This window comes from Pseudomonas graminis (assembly GCF_900111735.1).
Classification (GTDB): Bacteria; Pseudomonadota; Gammaproteobacteria; order Pseudomonadales; family Pseudomonadaceae; genus Aquipseudomonas; species Aquipseudomonas graminis.
Map to the genome: position 1 here is coordinate 189,658 of NZ_FOHW01000004.1, position 15,405 is coordinate 205,062.

Annotated in this window: 13 protein-coding genes; 3 read left to right on the plus strand and 10 right to left on the minus strand. The window is 61.7% G+C overall.

Annotated elements, in window-relative coordinates; translation table 11 throughout:
- Positions 1-59: 59 nt before the first annotated feature.
- Positions 60-470, minus strand: a complete 411-nt coding sequence (locus tag BMY98_RS05350; RefSeq protein ID WP_139214439.1) for a hypothetical protein — start codon at positions 468-470, stop codon at positions 60-62.
- A 467-nt stretch (positions 471-937) separates the two neighbouring features.
- Between BMY98_RS05350 and BMY98_RS05355 the strand changes: the two genes are divergently transcribed.
- On the plus strand, positions 938-3,340 hold the full coding sequence (locus tag BMY98_RS05355; protein ID WP_074885756.1) for a glucose/quinate/shikimate family membrane-bound PQQ-dependent dehydrogenase: 2,403 nt from the start codon (positions 938-940) through the stop codon (positions 3,338-3,340).
- A 100-nt stretch (positions 3,341-3,440) separates the two neighbouring features.
- Here BMY98_RS05355 and BMY98_RS05360 read toward each other — a convergent pair whose 3' ends face one another.
- From BMY98_RS05360 to BMY98_RS05370, 3 genes are all read right to left on the minus strand, one after another.
- Positions 3,441-5,054 carry a methyl-accepting chemotaxis protein gene (locus BMY98_RS05360; RefSeq protein WP_074885816.1) on the minus strand — a complete coding sequence of 538 codons (1,614 nt, stop codon included), beginning with the start codon at positions 5,052-5,054 and terminating at the stop codon, positions 3,441-3,443.
- A gap of 316 nt (positions 5,055-5,370) precedes the next feature.
- Complete coding sequence (locus BMY98_RS05365; protein WP_074885759.1) at positions 5,371-5,619, minus strand: hypothetical protein; 249 nt, start codon at positions 5,617-5,619, stop codon at positions 5,371-5,373.
- 103 nt (positions 5,620-5,722) lie between these two features.
- Positions 5,723-6,538: a hypothetical protein gene (locus tag BMY98_RS05370; protein WP_074885762.1), complete on the minus strand. Its 816-nt coding sequence runs from the start codon at positions 6,536-6,538 to the stop codon at positions 5,723-5,725.
- Between the two features lie 476 nt (positions 6,539-7,014).
- Here BMY98_RS05370 and BMY98_RS05375 point away from each other — a divergent pair, with 476 nt between their 5' ends.
- Entirely contained in the window at positions 7,015-7,560 is a 546-nt protein-coding gene (locus tag BMY98_RS05375; protein WP_074885764.1) for a sterol desaturase family protein, read from the plus strand.
- Here the strand turns inward: BMY98_RS05375 and crtB are convergent.
- The 5 genes from crtB to fni are packed head-to-tail and all read right to left on the minus strand — an operon-like array spanning position 7,442 to position 13,433.
- Positions 7,442-8,431 (minus strand): 15-cis-phytoene synthase CrtB, encoded by a 990-nt coding sequence (gene crtB, locus BMY98_RS05380; RefSeq protein WP_074885768.1) that lies wholly within the window; start codon positions 8,429-8,431, stop codon positions 7,442-7,444. The two genes, BMY98_RS05375 and crtB, sit on opposite strands and share 119 nt — an antisense overlap.
- The gene (locus BMY98_RS05385; protein WP_074885771.1) at positions 8,428-9,918 is read right to left on the minus strand and encodes a phytoene desaturase; all 1,491 of its coding nucleotides are present in this window, start codon (positions 9,916-9,918) and stop codon (positions 8,428-8,430) included. Before BMY98_RS05385 ends, crtB begins: the two co-directional genes overlap by 4 nt.
- A gap of 1 nt (position 9,919) precedes the next feature.
- A complete protein-coding gene (crtY, locus tag BMY98_RS05390) occupies positions 9,920-11,110 on the minus strand; it encodes a lycopene beta-cyclase CrtY (protein ID WP_074885774.1) in 1,191 nt (396 codons plus the stop codon).
- A complete protein-coding gene (locus tag BMY98_RS05395; protein WP_074885777.1) occupies positions 11,107-12,381 on the minus strand; it encodes a glycosyltransferase in 1,275 nt (424 codons plus the stop codon). The genes crtY and BMY98_RS05395 overlap by 4 nt, the downstream gene beginning before the upstream one ends.
- Positions 12,378-13,433, minus strand: coding sequence for a type 2 isopentenyl-diphosphate Delta-isomerase (fni, locus tag BMY98_RS05400; RefSeq protein ID WP_074885779.1), 1,056 nt, complete (start codon positions 13,431-13,433; stop codon positions 12,378-12,380). The genes BMY98_RS05395 and fni overlap by 4 nt, the downstream gene beginning before the upstream one ends.
- Before the next feature lie 198 nt (positions 13,434-13,631).
- On the opposite strand from fni, the gene BMY98_RS05405 reads away from it, so the two are divergent.
- Positions 13,632-14,561, plus strand: coding sequence for a polyprenyl synthetase family protein (locus BMY98_RS05405; RefSeq protein WP_074885781.1), 930 nt, complete (start codon positions 13,632-13,634; stop codon positions 14,559-14,561).
- Here BMY98_RS05405 and BMY98_RS05410 read toward each other — a convergent pair.
- A complete protein-coding gene (locus tag BMY98_RS05410) occupies positions 14,551-15,027 on the minus strand; it encodes a hypothetical protein (protein WP_074885784.1) in 477 nt (158 codons plus the stop codon). The two genes, BMY98_RS05405 and BMY98_RS05410, sit on opposite strands and share 11 nt — an antisense overlap.
- Positions 15,028-15,405: the final 378 nt, after the last annotated feature.

The following is a 15,405-nucleotide window of genomic DNA, read 5'->3' on the forward strand; positions in this document are numbered from 1 at the left end:
GCAGTGGGTTCGAGCCGTGCATGATACCTGCGCACTGACTCAATTATCGAACCCCGCCGCTACTGCGCAGCCCAGTGGGAAAGTTTGCGCTGGACATCATCGGCGCCTCCCTGGCACTCGCTGGCGGAGAGACCTGGCGCGCCGCGTTCCAGCGTGGTAACGGGCCTGCCTGGAGGCGAGTAGATAGTGATCTGCTGCGCACCCGCCGGCTGAAATTCAATGCGGGTGCCGTCTTCCAGATACAACGCCTCGTCGGCATATTTTCCGTCCATCGCCCGGTAATAAGGCGGAGCGCTCAGGCACGTGCGCAGGTCGCCGTCCTCGAAGATTTCCACGAAAAAAGTGCCGCCGGCATGGGGACCGACCCAAAGGCCGGTGAGTTTGTCTGGCGGTGAAGATGCGCTGACTGAGGTGTAATCGACCAGTGAGGCACCGGTCGTGGCCTTGGTCGTGCACCCGGATACACACACTAAAACCGTCGCTGTGATCAGCAACGTCGTGGCTCGCGTCCTGCTTAACCGTTTGTCCATAGAGAACTTACACTTCCCGCGCTTGATTAGAGGGCAGGCCAGATGGAATCCATGGAATCCCTCTCGTACGCCTGCTGTAAGTTGAGTGGGCTGTTTACGACTCTAGTCTGCACCCATCCCCCCCGCAACTTTGAGCGATGGGATGCATGGCAGCGGGCATTACCTCCCCGCTCTTAACCGCCCTTTGACCGGCCTTTTAAGCCCTCTCTTCGAGCACCGAACTCGCGCAACGCATCAGCATTTGCCATCTGAATGCCTTTGCCCCGGGATCAGATCGTAAACACGGCCTATGCTTTGAAGAGCGGGTGGTCAGTGATGCCGAAAAATTTCATCTAAACCGCATGTCCGGGAGTTGAACCCCATATACGGCGCACAGTCCATGCACTACATCCCAAGGGGGAACATCGATGAATGACTTATCAAAAGCTTCAGGGCTGAGGCGTTTTACTTCCATCATTGCAGGCATCTTTGCCCTGTTTCTGGTGGTAGGCGGTATCTGGCTGCTTACATTGGGCGGCTCTTTTTATTATCTGTTCATGGGCGCTGCGCTGCTGGTGTTCGCCGTTCTTTTGTGGCGACGTTCCGCGGCATCGCTCTGGCTTTACGGCGCGCTGATGCTGATCACCGTGGTCTGGGGCCTTTGGGAAGCAGGCACGGACTTCTGGGCCCTGGTGCCGCGTTTCGACATCCTTGGGGTGTTGGGTCTGTGGTTGCTGATACCGGGCGTCACCCGTGACATTCCGGAGCGTCTGAAGCCGGGCAAAACCTTTTTATCCGCAACATTGGCGCTGGCGATCGTGGTGATGGTGTATGCCATCTTCAACGACCCGCAGGAAATCAACGGCAGCATGGCGACGGCGCAACCCGCGCAGCACCAGCCTGTCGAAGGCATCGCCAACGGCGACTGGCCTGCTTATGGCCGCACCCAGTCGGGCACGCGCTATTCGCCGCTGACCCAGATCAACGAAGGCAATGTCAAAGACCTGCAGGTGGCCTGGACCTTCAACAGCGGTGAATCGAAAACCGCCAATGACTCCGGTGAAACCACCAACGAACTGACGCCGATCAAGGTTGGCGACAACATGTACATCTGCACCACCCACCAGATCCTGGTGGCGCTGGACCCGGCCACCGGCAAAGAGAAGTGGAGATTCGATCCCAAGCTCAAATCCGATCCGTCCTTCCAGCACTTGACCTGCCGTGGCGTTGCTTACTTCGATCAGGCGGACACTACGCAGTTTGCGAAAAGCCTGGAAGGCACCCAGCCGGTCGCCACCAGTTGCCCGCGCAAGGTGTTCCTGCCGGTCAACGACGGCCGTCTGTTCGCCATCAACGCTGACACCGGCGCACCGTGCGCCGACTTCGCCAAAAACGGCGAGCTGGACCTTCTGCACCTGCAGCCCTACCCGTATCCGGGCGGCCTCGAACCCACCTCCCCGCCTGTCGTGACCGGCACCACCGTGATCATCGGCGGTTCGGTAACCGACAACCTGTCGGTGCATGAGCCATCCGGTGCGATCCGTGGCTACGACGTCAACACCGGCGCGCTGAAGTGGATCTTCGACACTGGCGCGGAAGACCCGAACGCGATTCCGGGCGACGGCAAGACTCTGGTCAATAACTCGCCGAACGCTTGGGCGCCGCTGGCGTATGACGCCAAGACCGATGTGGTCTACGTGCCAACCGGCAACCCGACGCCCGACATCTGGGGCGGCAACCGCACCCCGGTCATGGAGCGTTACGCCAGCTCGATCGTCGCCATGAACGGTTCCACCGGCAAACTGGTGTGGAGCTTCCAGACCACCCACCACGACTTGTGGGACATGGACGTACCCGCTCAGCCTACCCTGGCTGACGTCAAAACCGGCAGCGGCGAGGCGGTCCCTGCGGTGTACGTGCCGACCAAGGCCGGCAACCTGTTCGTGCTCGACCGTCGCGACGGCAAGCCAATCGTGCCGGTCCATGAAATGCCGGTGCCTGCAGGTGAAGCGGCGCCAGGGGATCGGGTCAGCCCGACCCAACCGCGCTCGGACTTGAATCTGACGTCGATCCAGACGCTGTCCGACAAGGAAATGTGGGGCGCGACCATGTTCGACCAACTGGTCTGCCGTGTGATCTTCAAGCAGCTGTCCTACAACGGCCAGTACACGCCGCCGTCCGAGCAAGGGACGCTGGTGTTCCCGGGCAACCTGGGCGTCTTTGAATGGGGTGGCATCTCGGTGAACGCCGACCGTCAGGTCGCGCTGATGAACCCGATGGCCCTGCCGTTCGTGTCCAAGCTGATCCCCCGTGGCCCGAACAACCCGCTGTGGCCTAAAGAAGGTGCCACCGGGACCGGTACCGAAATGGGCATTCAGCCACAGTACGGCGTGCCTTACGGTGTGGAAATCAACGCCTTCCTGTCGCCACTGGGCCTGCCGTGCAAAGAGCCGGCGTGGGGTTATGTTGCCGGCGTCGACATGAAGACCCATGACGTGGTCTGGCGCAAACGCATCGGCACCATCCGCGACAGCCTGAAAGGCATCCAGCTGCCGCCGCTGAAAATCGGTGTGCCGATGCTCGGTGGTCCGATCTCCACGGCCGGCAACCTGATGTTCATCGCCGGCACCCAGGACAACTACCTGCGCGCCTACAACGTCACCAATGGCGATCTGCTCTGGGAAGCGCGCTTGCCAGCAGGCGGTCAAGCCACACCGATGACCTATGAAAGCAATGGCAAGCAGTACCTTGTGATCATGGCCGGCGGGCATGGCTCGTTTGGTACCAAGATGGGCGACTCGTTGATCGCCTACGCTCTGCCGTCGAAGTAATCAGCGGCTGAGGGACAACAAAAAGCCCGAGTGATCGGGCTTTTTGTTGTCTGCAATTCAAGCATCGCGCTGGTCGATGCGATGTAAACGGACGCTTGCGTCAAAGCCGGAAGCGATCCACCGATTGGGAGAGCTGGCCTGCGAGCACTGCCAGCTGATCGGTGGTACTGGCCGTCTGGCCAATCACTTGGCTATTACCGGCCGACATGCTGGCGATCATCTCCACTTGATGGGCAATCTCGTTGCTGGCCAGACTTTGTTCGCCAATAGTCCGGGTAATGTCATTGACCAACTGAGTGGTGCCCAGCGTTGCCTCAAGGATTTCGCCTATGGCCTGCTCCACTTCAGCAGTCACAGCCATACCCTTATCGACCTGAGCAACACCCGCTTCCATGCTCATCACGGCGTCACGAGTGCTTTGCTGGATACGTGCCACCATGGTGGCAATTTCCTGGGTAGAGGCGCTGGTGCGTCCCGCCAGACTGCGCACTTCATCGGCAACCACCGCAAAACCTCGCCCCTGCTCACCGGCTCGGGCCGCTTCAATGGCGGCGTTCAGCGCCAACAGATTGGTCTGGTCGGCAATGCCCTTGATCACCTGGATAATGTTGAAGATGCCTTCGGACTCTTTATCCAGCAGACGAATCACTTGCGCCGACTGCTGAGACGATCGGGCGATGCCATCCATGTCGCTGACCACCTGATGAATGACGCGGCCGCCATTCTTGGCCAGGGTTTCAGCCTGATTGGCCATGGCCAGCGCCTGCTCCGCATGCCGCGTAATCTCCTCGATGCTCGCGGTCATTTCGCTGGTGGCCGCTGACATCGTGCCGGCTGCGGCACTCTGCTGCAGACTGCTGCCGGCGACCTCATGACAGCTACCCGCCAACTGCTGGCTGATCGTGCTCACGCCCTGAGCATTGTTACGCACCGCCTCAATCATGCCGCGCAAGTCTCGCTGCATGGCGGCCAGGCTACGAATCAGCACGCTGGCTTCATCACGATTAACGGGTTCAGCGATAGGTTCGCTCAAGTTGCCATGGGCAATGCTGTCGGCGATCCGTCGCGCATTCTGCAAGGGTGTCATGATGCTTCGCATCACCCAGAAGCCCTGCGCTGTCAGTAGCAGCATACTGATCACCAGCACCACCCCCAGGGCGAAGTTGGCATTGCGGGTCGCGGTACGTGTGCTTTCGCCACTGGCCTTGGAATTGCTCTCGATCAGCTCGCTCAAACTGGACATTTCACCTTCCAGCCGGGTGAAGGCGCTGCTGAACTGTGCCAGCTCCTGCTGTGCCCGTTCAGGACTGTTGAGTGCCAGATCGACAATTCGCTCGCCTGCGACAATATAGGCGTCCAGACCGGGCTTGATTTTCTCCAACGCTGACGTGAGGCTTTGGCTGAGGGGCAGTGCGAGGTTATCGGCGAGGACCTTGCGAAAATGTGCAGCATGCTCGGCCAGACCCGCCACGACCTGATCTCGGTCGGTATCACTTTTACCTATGCCGACCAGCATCGCCAACAGCACGTCAGCACGCAGCGCATCGTGCATCATGTCGGCTTCCAGATGATTGCTCAGGGCAATCATGCTGACCTCACTGTCGATCATCGCGGCTTCCGTTCGCGCATTGCTCAAATAACTGACCAGACTGATTATCAGGACCGCGAGCACGCTGGTGCCAGTCAATAGCAAAAGACGTAGTTTTATCGACATCATCAGGCCTCAGGTCATCGATGGAAAAATTGCCGCCATGCAAATCTTATCGGCGCTTACCAACGGTTATTTAAGACCAATTATTGATTGACCCACTGACATGACGGCTTATTTCTCCACCGATAAATAGAGAGGGGCGAGAAAGGCAAGATAGTTGTGTCGCGAGGGGCGTGGACGGCGCGGCGCGGAGGGACGCGGGCCTTACTGACAGTCAACCGCGGGTGCCCACTTAATGTTAAGTGAACACCACGGCCGGGATTGCTGGATTGGGAATGATGGGGTCAGCCGGTGATATTCGAACCGACCTCCCGGGTCTTTATTCGGTATGGATCACACCCGTCATCGCCGTGAAACGGCTCTGCGGGTTCTTGAGCTTGTCGAGCACTTCATCGGGCGTGGACTCGCGGAACACCACCATGTGCCCCACCTCCTCGCCACCCTCGGTGACGCGCTCGATGTCGTTGATCATCCAGGTTTTCAGCTCTTCCACGCTGATGCCCAGTTGCTCGGCGACCTGACCGTGGAAGCGCTCTGCGTCGTATTGATTGAATTCGTCGTTGTTCATGGCCTTGGCCTCCTTTAGCGGGTGTAAGTCTGAGGCCCCACCAGGCCGGCACAGTTCAGTCGGTTATGACCCACGGCGCCCAACGACAGGATCAACAAGTTCGTTAGCGCGAGCGTGGCCCGGCCATCCAGGGGCTGTATTCGAACGCAACCGCGCCTCTGGACACGCCGGTTTCATCCACGGAGAAACCCGGCATCTGCGCAAGGTCCAGGTGCTTGCATTGCTCGGTCAGTCGGCTTTGCAAGACGTTGTCGTATTTGAAGGCCTCCGGACGTTCGCGGTGGCGTTCTAGGTTAACGACGCATTCCTCAACCTTGCCCTGCCTGTTCGCCAGATACTCGAAAGTGACCACGCCAATGCTGTTCGGCGGCGCTTTCAGCAGGGTCCGCTCGGCGAAATAGCGGCTCTGTGTGTATTGCTGATAACGGGGCTGCATGGACAAGCGCAAGATGTCGTTCATCGGCAGGTAGATCAAAGGGGCGACGATTTCGACGTTGCCGTCTTTGTTTAACCGATCTGCGGGTACGACCGGGAACACCGCGCTCCAGCACACTTTTTTTGAAAGTTCGGCAAGCGGTGCATTGGCTGTCGCAAGGCCCATGGCCTGGGTTTCGCAGCTGAATACCTCATTGTTGCGATCGATCTTGATGCGCAGGCGGACTTCACCCGTCAGGTCTTCGCTGTTGGCCTCAAGCGCTCTGTTTCCGAGAATGGACTGAAAACGTGCAACGAAGGCGTTGAATTGCTGCCTTTTGACGTCTTCCGGGCTCAGGACCGCTGGGGCAGAGGCAGGAGACGCCACCTGCCGGGACTCACAGGCCATCAGAGCACAGGCCATACCGATGATTGCGGTCAAGCGGAGCCAGGGAGAAATTGGGCGAATCAGTGACAGGCGTGACAGAGGGACAGCAGGCGACATGATCATCCTTGAACGACAGGGAATAAAGCGCGCGAAGATACCGCCGCTGAAGGCAGTGCGTCTACGCCAAGTCTCGCCTCGGATGGTGTATGAACTGACCCCTTCCCGGCTAAAGCCGGTCCCACGAACAGCACTGCAGTCCCACTGTGCACCGCGCACTCCTAGTGGGACCGGCTTCAGCCGGGAAGGCGTCGTCCGTTACGCCGCTGATATGAGGGTGTTTAAACCGGCCTCTTCCCGGCTGAAGCCGGTCCCACTAAAAGCATCGCGTGCATCCATCGGGATTGGCTGAACCTGGCTCTGTGGGACCGGCTTTAGCCGGGAAGGCGTCATGCGTCACGCCACACCAACCCGAACCGTCACACCGCAAATCGGCAACTGACAAACCGGCCTCCGCCTCCGGCCACCAGCATGCGACAATCACGCACCGAACATCGTCGACCTCTTTACGGTCTGACGTTGAGACCTTTGCGCGGATGAGCCCGATGATCAATGCCCTCGTATTTTTCGCAACCGTGATCGGCATGGAGGGCTTTGCCGTGTTTGCGCACAAGTACATCATGCACGGTTGGGGCTGGGGCTGGCACAAGTCGCACCATGAGCCGAGAACCGGCTGGTTCGAGAAGAACGATCTGTACGCCGTGGTATTCGCCGGGCTCGCCATCGTGCTGATCGCGCTGGGCACTGCGGGAGCGCATCCGCTGGAGTGGATCGGCGCGGGCATGACCGCTTACGGCTTTCTGTATTTCGTTGCCCACGACGGCTTGGTGCACAAGCGCTGGCCGTTCAAATACGTGCCGCGCAATGGCTATCTCAAGCGCCTCTATCAGGCGCATCTGATGCACCACGCGGTGTCGGGCAAGGAGCGTTGCGTGTCGTTCGGCTTTCTCTACGCGCCGAGCGTCACTCGTTTACGCGCCCAGCTTCGACGCTTGCATGACGGCCCGTTGCACAAATCCGACCCGGACGTTGCCAAAGGTTCGCAGGCCGCGCCGGCCAGTGCCGACCTCGAGACGCGCTAGCCTTCCACGCCCCCAGCGCTACCAGACGAAGCTTGTCCAGCTTGCTGGTGGAAACCCGCGTATCCCACGCCCGAGCGCCGCGCTGCCTGACCTTCACACCGATTTCGCGGTAGACGCACCCCGCCGTCGCCACCGCCCAGGCCGAGCGCCACGGCAGCGCGGTCAGCCCGGCGTTGGCGCTCTCGTAATACGGCTCGGCCATGTCCACCAGCCGCTTCGCCAACACGGCTAACGCCGCACGGTATTCCGGGGCTGCAAGGCGATCGTGGGGAATACCCAACTCATCCAGCCAGTCCCCCGGCAGGTAGCAGCGTCCTACCGAGGCGTCTTCGACGATGTCCCGGGCAATGTTGGTCAGCTGGAAGGCCAGACCCAGATCACAGGCGCGGTCGAGCGTGGCCTCGTCACTCACGCCCATGATCTGCGCCATCATCAAACCGACCACCCCGGCCACGTGATAGCAGTACTCCAGGGTGTCGTCGATGCGCCGATACTCGCGCTGGCTGACGTCCATCGCGAAGCCGTCCAGATGCTGCAGGGCGTACCGCTGCTCGATGCCATGGCGCAGAACAACTTCCCGGAACGCCTCGAACGCCGGACTGTGGGTCGGCGTACCGGCATACACGGCGTGGGTCTGGGCGATCAGCCGTTGCAGGCGCTCGGTGACTTCCTGCTGACTGACCACCGTCGCCGAGTGCCCCGCTTCCTGACCGTCAATGACGTCGTCGCAATGCCGGCACCACGCGTAGAGCATCACCGCGCTGCGACGAGTGACCGGGTCAAACAGGCGTGACGCGGCCGCGAAACTTTTCGAGCCGACTTCGATGCTCTGGGTGGCGTGGTCGAGCAGCGCCTGATCGGCGACGCTCATGAGTGCAGGTCCTCCAGCATCAACCCCGCGGTGGCTTTGGCCGAACCGATGACACCCGGCACGCCAGCGCCCGGGTGCGTGCCCGCGCCGACCAGATACATATTGCTCAGGCTTGCGTCGCGGTTGTGGGGGCGGAACCACGCGCTCTGGCGCAGGATCGGCTCCAGGGAAAACGCCGAACCGAGGTGCGCGTTGAGCTCGCCCTTGAAATCCTGAGGCGTAAAGATGCGGCTGGTGACCAGGTCCTCACGCAGACCCGGCATGTAGTACTTCTCCAGGTACGCGAAGATGCGGTCGCGATAGCGCGGCCCTTCCACTTCCCAGTCGATATCGGCATTGCCCAGGTGCGGCACCGGCGACAGCACGTAATGGCTCGAACAGCCAGGAGGCGCCAGGCTGGGGTCAGTGATGCACGGCGCGTGCAGGTACAGCGAGAAATCTTCGGCCAGCGCCGCGCCCTTGAAAATTTCCTGAATCAGCGCCTTGTAGCGCGGGCCGAAGCACACCGTGTGGTGCTGCAACTGGGGCTGCGGACGCTTGAGCCCGAAGTGGATGACGAACAGCGAATTGCTGAAGCGCTTGCCCTTCAACCGTGCCCCTTCCTTGACCCCGCGCGGGTGGCCGCCGAGCAGTTCGGCGTAGGTGTGCATGACATCGGCATTGGAAGCCACGCAATCGGCGCTGATCTGCCGGCCATCCTTGAGTCGTACGCCGGTCACTCTCTGGCCACTGGTGTCAATGCTGGCGACATCGGCGTTCAGCTCGAAGCGCCCGCCTATGTCCTCGAACAGCTTGACCATGCCCTGCACCAGCGCACCGGTCCCGCCCTTGGGAAACCACACGCCCCACTGACGTTCCAGGGCATGAATCAGCGTGTAAATGGAGGACGTCGCAAACGGGTTCCCGCCGACCAGCAACGAGTGGAAGGAGAACGCCTGGCGCAGTTTGTCGTCTTCGATGAACTGCGACACCATCGAATACACGCTGCGCCATGCCTGCAATTTGGCCAGCTGCGGCCCGGCCTGGACCATGTCGCGGAAGGACAGGAACGGCACCGCACCGAGCTTCAGATAGCCTTCCTGAAAGACCGCTTTGGAGTACGCCAGAAAGCGCTGATAACCGGCGACGTCCTTGGGGTTCAGTGCGGCGATCTGGGCGTCCAGGGACTGCTGATCGTTGGCGTAATCGAACTTGGTGCCGTCTTCCCAGCACAGCCGGTAGAACGGCGACACCGGCAACAACTCGACGTAATCCTTGATGGATTTGCCGGCGGCGGTGAACAGCTCTTCGATGGCTGTCGGGTCGGTGATCACCGTCGGCCCCGCGTCGAAGGTAAAACCCTGATCTTCGTAGACGTAGGCGCGGCCGCCGGGCTTGTCGCGTTTTTCCAGCAGCGTCGTCTGCACGCCCGCCGCCTGGAGCCGGATGGCCAGGGCCAGGCCGCCGAAACCGGCGCCAATCACAATTGCGCTTTTTGCTTGAGTCATTTCAATTCTCGTTGTGCTTAGGCAGGTGATGCCTGGCCTGGTAGTGCCTGGGCAGGTAACGAACAGCGGCCTTGACCGCCTCGTTGATCGGTACGGGCGGTTTGCCGGTGAGCACGCGCAGCTTGTCGGCCAGGGTACTGCGCCCTGCATAGAAACGGCTGATCAGGCCTTCGGACAGGCCATAAAACCGCTGCATCACCTGCCAGCGATTGGAAGGGCGTCCGGCCAGAAACAGCATGCGGTTAAGCAGCCGGTAGAAGCGTTGGGATTGCCAGGCGTGCTGAGCGATGCCGCGGATGCCTGCGTCCAGTGATTCGGCGTCAAGCGTGGGCTGAGCGGCAATCCACTCCGCCAGCCGCACGGCATGGGGCAGCGAATAGCCGGTGGTGCAGTGAAACAGCCCGGCCCGCAATCCGGATCGCGGCTGCCCCGCTACCTCACGCCAGAATCCGGCGAAATCCCCGGCCAGGGTGATCGGCAACACGCCCTGCTCTTCGCGCAGGCACTCGGCAATTTCCCAGCCCTGTTCGGCGGCGTAGTCGGCAATGTGCTGACGAAGCTGGTCAGCGGAAAACGAATGCTGATCGACGTAATGGGTGTCCTCGATCAGCAAGGTGTCGGCTGAAAAAGGCAGCACGTAGACGAAGCGGTAGCCCTCACTTTGCGCGACGCGGGCGTCCATGATGATCGGCGCGGTCAGGCCATGGGGGGCCTGCAAGCGCAGCAACTGTCCCAGGAATGCCTGCTGCCCCAACACCATGTGCGCCGTTGCCTGCACACCGCGGCCATCAATCACCGCGTTGGCCTGAAGCCGCTCGCCGCTGTCCAGCACCACGGCGTTCGGCGTGAGTTCGGTGATGCGTCGGCCGGTCAGCAGCGCGTCGTCCAAGGCGGGCTCGATGACCTCGGCAAAGCGTTCCGACGTGATGCTGGCGTAGCCGCTGTTCAACCGTCGCGAGCGTTGCGGGAAGTGCACGTCATAGGTCGCCCAGCGCTGCACCACCAACGGCTGCAACCATTGATGCTGCTCGGCGGTGAGGTCGCCTTCGTGAAAGGACCAGGTGTGGTTGCCGCCCAGGTGCGTCTGCTCTTCGATGCACAGCACCCGCAGCCCCGGTCGCAGCTGTTTGAGACGCCAGGCGATCAGCCCGTTGGCCAGCCCGCCGCCGGCGAGAATCAGGTCATAGGTCATGGTACCAACCCCGCCAGCACGGGCTCACCGGTGCGCACCACGGCTTCGACAATGTCGGCGGCGCGGGACGTGCCGCCAGCGTTCGTCAGCTCGGCTGCCAAGCGATCAAAAGGTTCGGTGGACAACCCGCGCAGTTGCGCAAGTCGCTCGCGAATCTGCCCTGCTCCGGCGCCGCGCCGCAGTTGCAGGCCAATCCCGGCGTGGGTAACCCGCGAAGCAACGCCCGGCTGATCGAAGGCGATGGGCATGACCAGCATCGGCGTGCGCGCGACGATGGCGTCCATCACGGTGTTCAGCCCGCCGTGGCTCACCACCGCATCAGCGTGTTGCAGCGCCCACTGTTGCGGCGCGAAGTCGGTCACCCAGGTCGCACCGGCCTTTATCAACCGCTGCTCCTGCCGCGCATCGAGCCCGCCGCAGTGGGCGACCAGCAACTGCGCATTCATTTGTCGGCTGGCCGTAGCGATGCGCTTGAACATGTCAAAACGACTGCCCTGCAGCGTGCCGAGGCTGGCAAAGATGAACGGCCGACCGGCGTCTATCGGCCACTCACCCTGTTGTTCGTGTTGAGCCGCCCGCAGTGGCCCGACCGCGTGAAAATTCGCCGGTGGATGCTGACGGGGGAAATCGAAACCGGAGAGAGTCTGGCTGATCTGCGCATAGGGCGAGAGGCATTCATGCAGCCCGTCGCGGGGCTCGATGGCCAGGCGCCGTGAAGCTTCACGCAGCACCTTGCTCAAAGGCCCCATCAGCCAGTCGTACACTTTGCGGCTGCCTTCGAACATATGCTGACTGCGTTCATCGGTGGCGTAGGCAAAGGGCATCACCGGCAGCGGCAACTGCGGCTCGCGATTGACCGGCAAGGCGCAGGCCACCGAGACATACGGCAAGCCCAGCCCTTCGGCGACCATCCCGCCGGCCGCTTCCATCTGATCACACAGCAAGGCCTCGATCTGCCGCACCGCCAGGGCTGATGGCAGCTCGGCACTGAGCATGCGCGTGGTGTCGCACAGGTCGCGGATCACCCGGCGCAGGCGCAACGGATTGTTCGAACAGGCGGCACGCCGCAACGCTGCCTCAAGACTGCCCGGCGGATGACTGAGGGCACCGAGAGCATGAAAGCCGATGCGCGGATCGGTCAGCCAGCGCCGTGCATCGGCCTGCTGAAAAAAGGTCACCTGATGACCGCGGTCGATCAGCGTCCCGGCCAGCGCCTGAAACGCCTGAAAGTGGCTGTAGAACGCCGGCGCCACGACGGCAAAATGCGTCATGACAGCAACGACTGCAGGGTGTCGGGGGCCAGCAAGCGGGCCCTGCGCAACGCGCGAAGGTCCCTTGAACCGGTGCAGAAACAGGCGATGCGCAACTGGCGGATGACGATGTCGAAGTGTTCGATGACGGCAGCGGTGGACAGTGTCGCATTGCGCAGCACGCCCGCGGCCTGACCGACGACATCCGCGCCCAGCCGAATGGCCTTGGCCACGTCGATGCCATTGTGAATGCCACCGGAAGCAATCAACGGCGTGTCCGGCAGCGCCTGGCGAACCATGGCCAGGCTCACGGCGGTGGGGATGCCCCACTGCGCAAACGCCATGGCGACTTCGCGATCGGCCGGGTTCTCGGCGCGCTCGGCCTCGACGGCGGCCCAACTGGTGCCGCCGAGTCCGGCGATGTCCAGCACCTGCACCCCGGCCTGCACCAGCGCGAGCGCCACATCGGCAGACAGGCCAGCGCCCACTTCCTTGACCACCACCGGCACGCCGACATCAAGCACCACGCGGTGGATGGCGTCGAGAATGCCCTGCCAGCGCCGGTCGCCGCCGGCCTGCACCGCTTCCTGCAAGGGGTTCAAATGAATGATCAATGCATTGGCCTGGAGCATGTCGACCGCACGGCGGGCCATGTCCAGGCCGTCGGGCTCGATCAACTGCGCGGCGCCGATATTGCCCAGCAAGGCGATGTCCGGCGCCAGACGCCGCAGTTCGCGGGTCAGGCCCTGATCACCGCCGCGTTGCAAGGCCACCCGCTGCGACCCGACGCCCATGGCGATGCCCAGCTCCTGGGCGGCTTCGGCCAGATGACGATTGATCGCGGTAGCCCGGTCCGCCCCGCCGGTCATGGAACTGATGAGCAGCGGCGCGCGCAATGCAATGCCCAGCAGCGAGCTGCTCACATCAATGTCGTCCAGATTCAACTCCGGCAGCGCGCAGTGCTCGAAGCGGATGTCGTCCAGTCCGGAAAAGGAGGAGCGCACGCTGGCGCGCCTGTCCAGTACGATATCGAGGTGATCGTCTTTGCGACGACCCATATCGCTGTGAGTCATACTCGCTCCATGCAGCTGAATTATTGAACGGGCTCTACGGTCTTCTGTATACGCAATCTTGTACAAAACCGATTTTCCTGTACAACTTTGCCGTATCTTGAGGCATTAAGAAACAGCAGTCGTTCCGTGATGACCGGTCTCGCACGCCGAACCGTTCCGCGACGAACAGTTTTACCGCTAAAGCATAGGGAAAGACCGATGGCAGGTAACGTCGACACAACAATCAAATCGGGCTTTGCCGGACGACTGGGAGACGTCCGGGCGGCCATCGAAACGCGCCTCTCCGAGCTGCTGCCGGAATCCGGCAACGAGCGCGATCTGGTGGCGCTGGCCATGCGTGAATCGACGTTGGCGCCGGGCAAGCGCATGCGCCCGGTGCTGTTGGTGCTCGCCGCCGAAGGACTGGTTGAGGACGGCCGTGAAAACAGCCACACGATCAGGCGCCAGGCCGTGGACCTGGGCTGCGCCGTCGAGATGATTCATGCTGCATCGCTGGTGCTCGACGACATGCCGTGCATGGACAACGCCTCGCTGCGGCGCGGTCAGCCCACGGTTCACCTGAAGTTCGGTGAGGACGTGGCCATTCTGACCGCCATCGCCCTGCTCAGCCGCGCCTTCGGTGTCGTTGCCAGCATCAGCGATCTGGCCGCCACCACCCGTACCGAACTGGTCGAAGTGCTGGCCAATACCGTTGGCATGCAAGGCCTGGTGCGCGGGCAGTTTCAGGATTTGCGCGACGGCCAGCGCAGCCGTGATGCGGACGAGATCGCCCTGACCAACAACCTGAAAACCGGCGTGCTGTTCGGCGCGATTATGGACATGGTCTGGCTGATCAGCGGCGCGCGGGACGATCAGCGGCCGCGCTTGCAGAACTTCGCCATGGAGCTGGGTCAGGCGTTTCAGATGTACGACGATCTGCGCGACCGCTGCGCCGACAGCGACAAGGATCAAGGCAAGGACGACGGCAAATCCACGTTCGTTTCGCTCTACGGCGAGGACAAGGTCAAGCGGCAACTGGCGCTGCACTTGTCCAGCGCCGAGCAGGCGCTGCGCGAGGTCTACGGCGATGCGTCGACCATCGCCGGCTACTTGCGCCTGATCTTCGAGAAGGCCGCGCTCAACGGCTAGCCGACTGCGAACCCAGTTTGGCAATGGCCTGCTTGAGCTGCTCGCCATCCGAGAAACGTTCCTGACGGACGACCGTGCCGTTTTTCAGCGTCAGCCACTGCACGGTTTCGCGGTCGCCGTCATACGCCGAGGCGACCCGGGCGTCACGGTCAAGCAAGATGCGAAACTTGGCCGAACGCATGGCAGGCACTGCGACCATCTTTATCAGGGACGGCATCTTCTCGATGTCTGCCACGTACACAACGTGGCGCTGCTCCAGATAACCCTCAGGATTGTTTTCCAGTGCGGCGTTGACCATCTTCGCCGCCGCCATGCTGCGGGCGATCAACAACACCTGGGCCTGATCGTCCAGCGTGTAGGCCTTGTCGAACTGGTCGAGCAGCGTCCATTTGGCGATCGGCTGGGGGGCGTCCTGGGCGAATGCGTTGAGACTGAGAAACAGAGCGAGGGCCGCAAATTGCCGCATGGTTTAAATCCCTTCAGCAGGAAAGATTGAACAAAGACAAGCGTCGAGGACAAGGGCCGACAAACCGGCCCGAATCACCCTCTCTGGAACCAATAATGGCCCAACACATGACGCATGCGCCAATTTACCAGCAAGCGGTCCGCCCGGTTCGCCTGTTATGGGTTTTGCAGGTGATTTCCCGGCTGAAGCCGGTCCCACTAATCGACCGTGTACCCCAGTGGGACAGGCAAACCTCGACCGTGGGGCCGGCTTTAGCCGGGAAGGCGTCGGCAGTCACACTGCAGAATTGATGGCGTTCAGACTGGCCTCTTCCCGGCTGAAGCCGGTCCCACTAATCGACCGCGTACCCCAGTGAGACTGGCAAACCTCGACTGTGGG

Coding starts and splice junctions, on each gene's coding strand:
- BMY98_RS05370 (WP_074885762.1), bottom strand. CDS start 6,538: ATGTCGCCTGCTGTCCCTCTGTCACGCCTGTCACTGATTCGCCCAATT.
- BMY98_RS05395 (WP_074885777.1), bottom strand. CDS start 12,381: ATGACGCATTTTGCCGTCGTGGCGCCGGCGTTCTACAGCCACTTTCAG.
- BMY98_RS05405 (WP_074885781.1), top strand. CDS start 13,632: ATGGCAGGTAACGTCGACACAACAATCAAATCGGGCTTTGCCGGACGA.
- fni (WP_074885779.1), bottom strand. CDS start 13,433: ATGACTCACAGCGATATGGGTCGTCGCAAAGACGATCACCTCGATATC.
- BMY98_RS05410 (WP_074885784.1), bottom strand. CDS start 15,027: ATGCGGCAATTTGCGGCCCTCGCTCTGTTTCTCAGTCTCAACGCATTC.
- BMY98_RS05365 (WP_074885759.1), bottom strand. CDS start 5,619: ATGAACAACGACGAATTCAATCAATACGACGCAGAGCGCTTCCACGGT.
- BMY98_RS05385 (WP_074885771.1), bottom strand. CDS start 9,918: ATGACTCAAGCAAAAAGCGCAATTGTGATTGGCGCCGGTTTCGGCGGC.
- crtB (WP_074885768.1), bottom strand. CDS start 8,431: ATGAGCGTCGCCGATCAGGCGCTGCTCGACCACGCCACCCAGAGCATC.
- BMY98_RS05355 (WP_074885756.1), top strand. CDS start 938: ATGAATGACTTATCAAAAGCTTCAGGGCTGAGGCGTTTTACTTCCATC.
- BMY98_RS05360 (WP_074885816.1), bottom strand. CDS start 5,054: ATGTCGATAAAACTACGTCTTTTGCTATTGACTGGCACCAGCGTGCTC.
- BMY98_RS05375 (WP_074885764.1), top strand. CDS start 7,015: ATGAGCCCGATGATCAATGCCCTCGTATTTTTCGCAACCGTGATCGGC.
- crtY (WP_074885774.1), bottom strand. CDS start 11,110: ATGACCTATGACCTGATTCTCGCCGGCGGCGGGCTGGCCAACGGGCTG.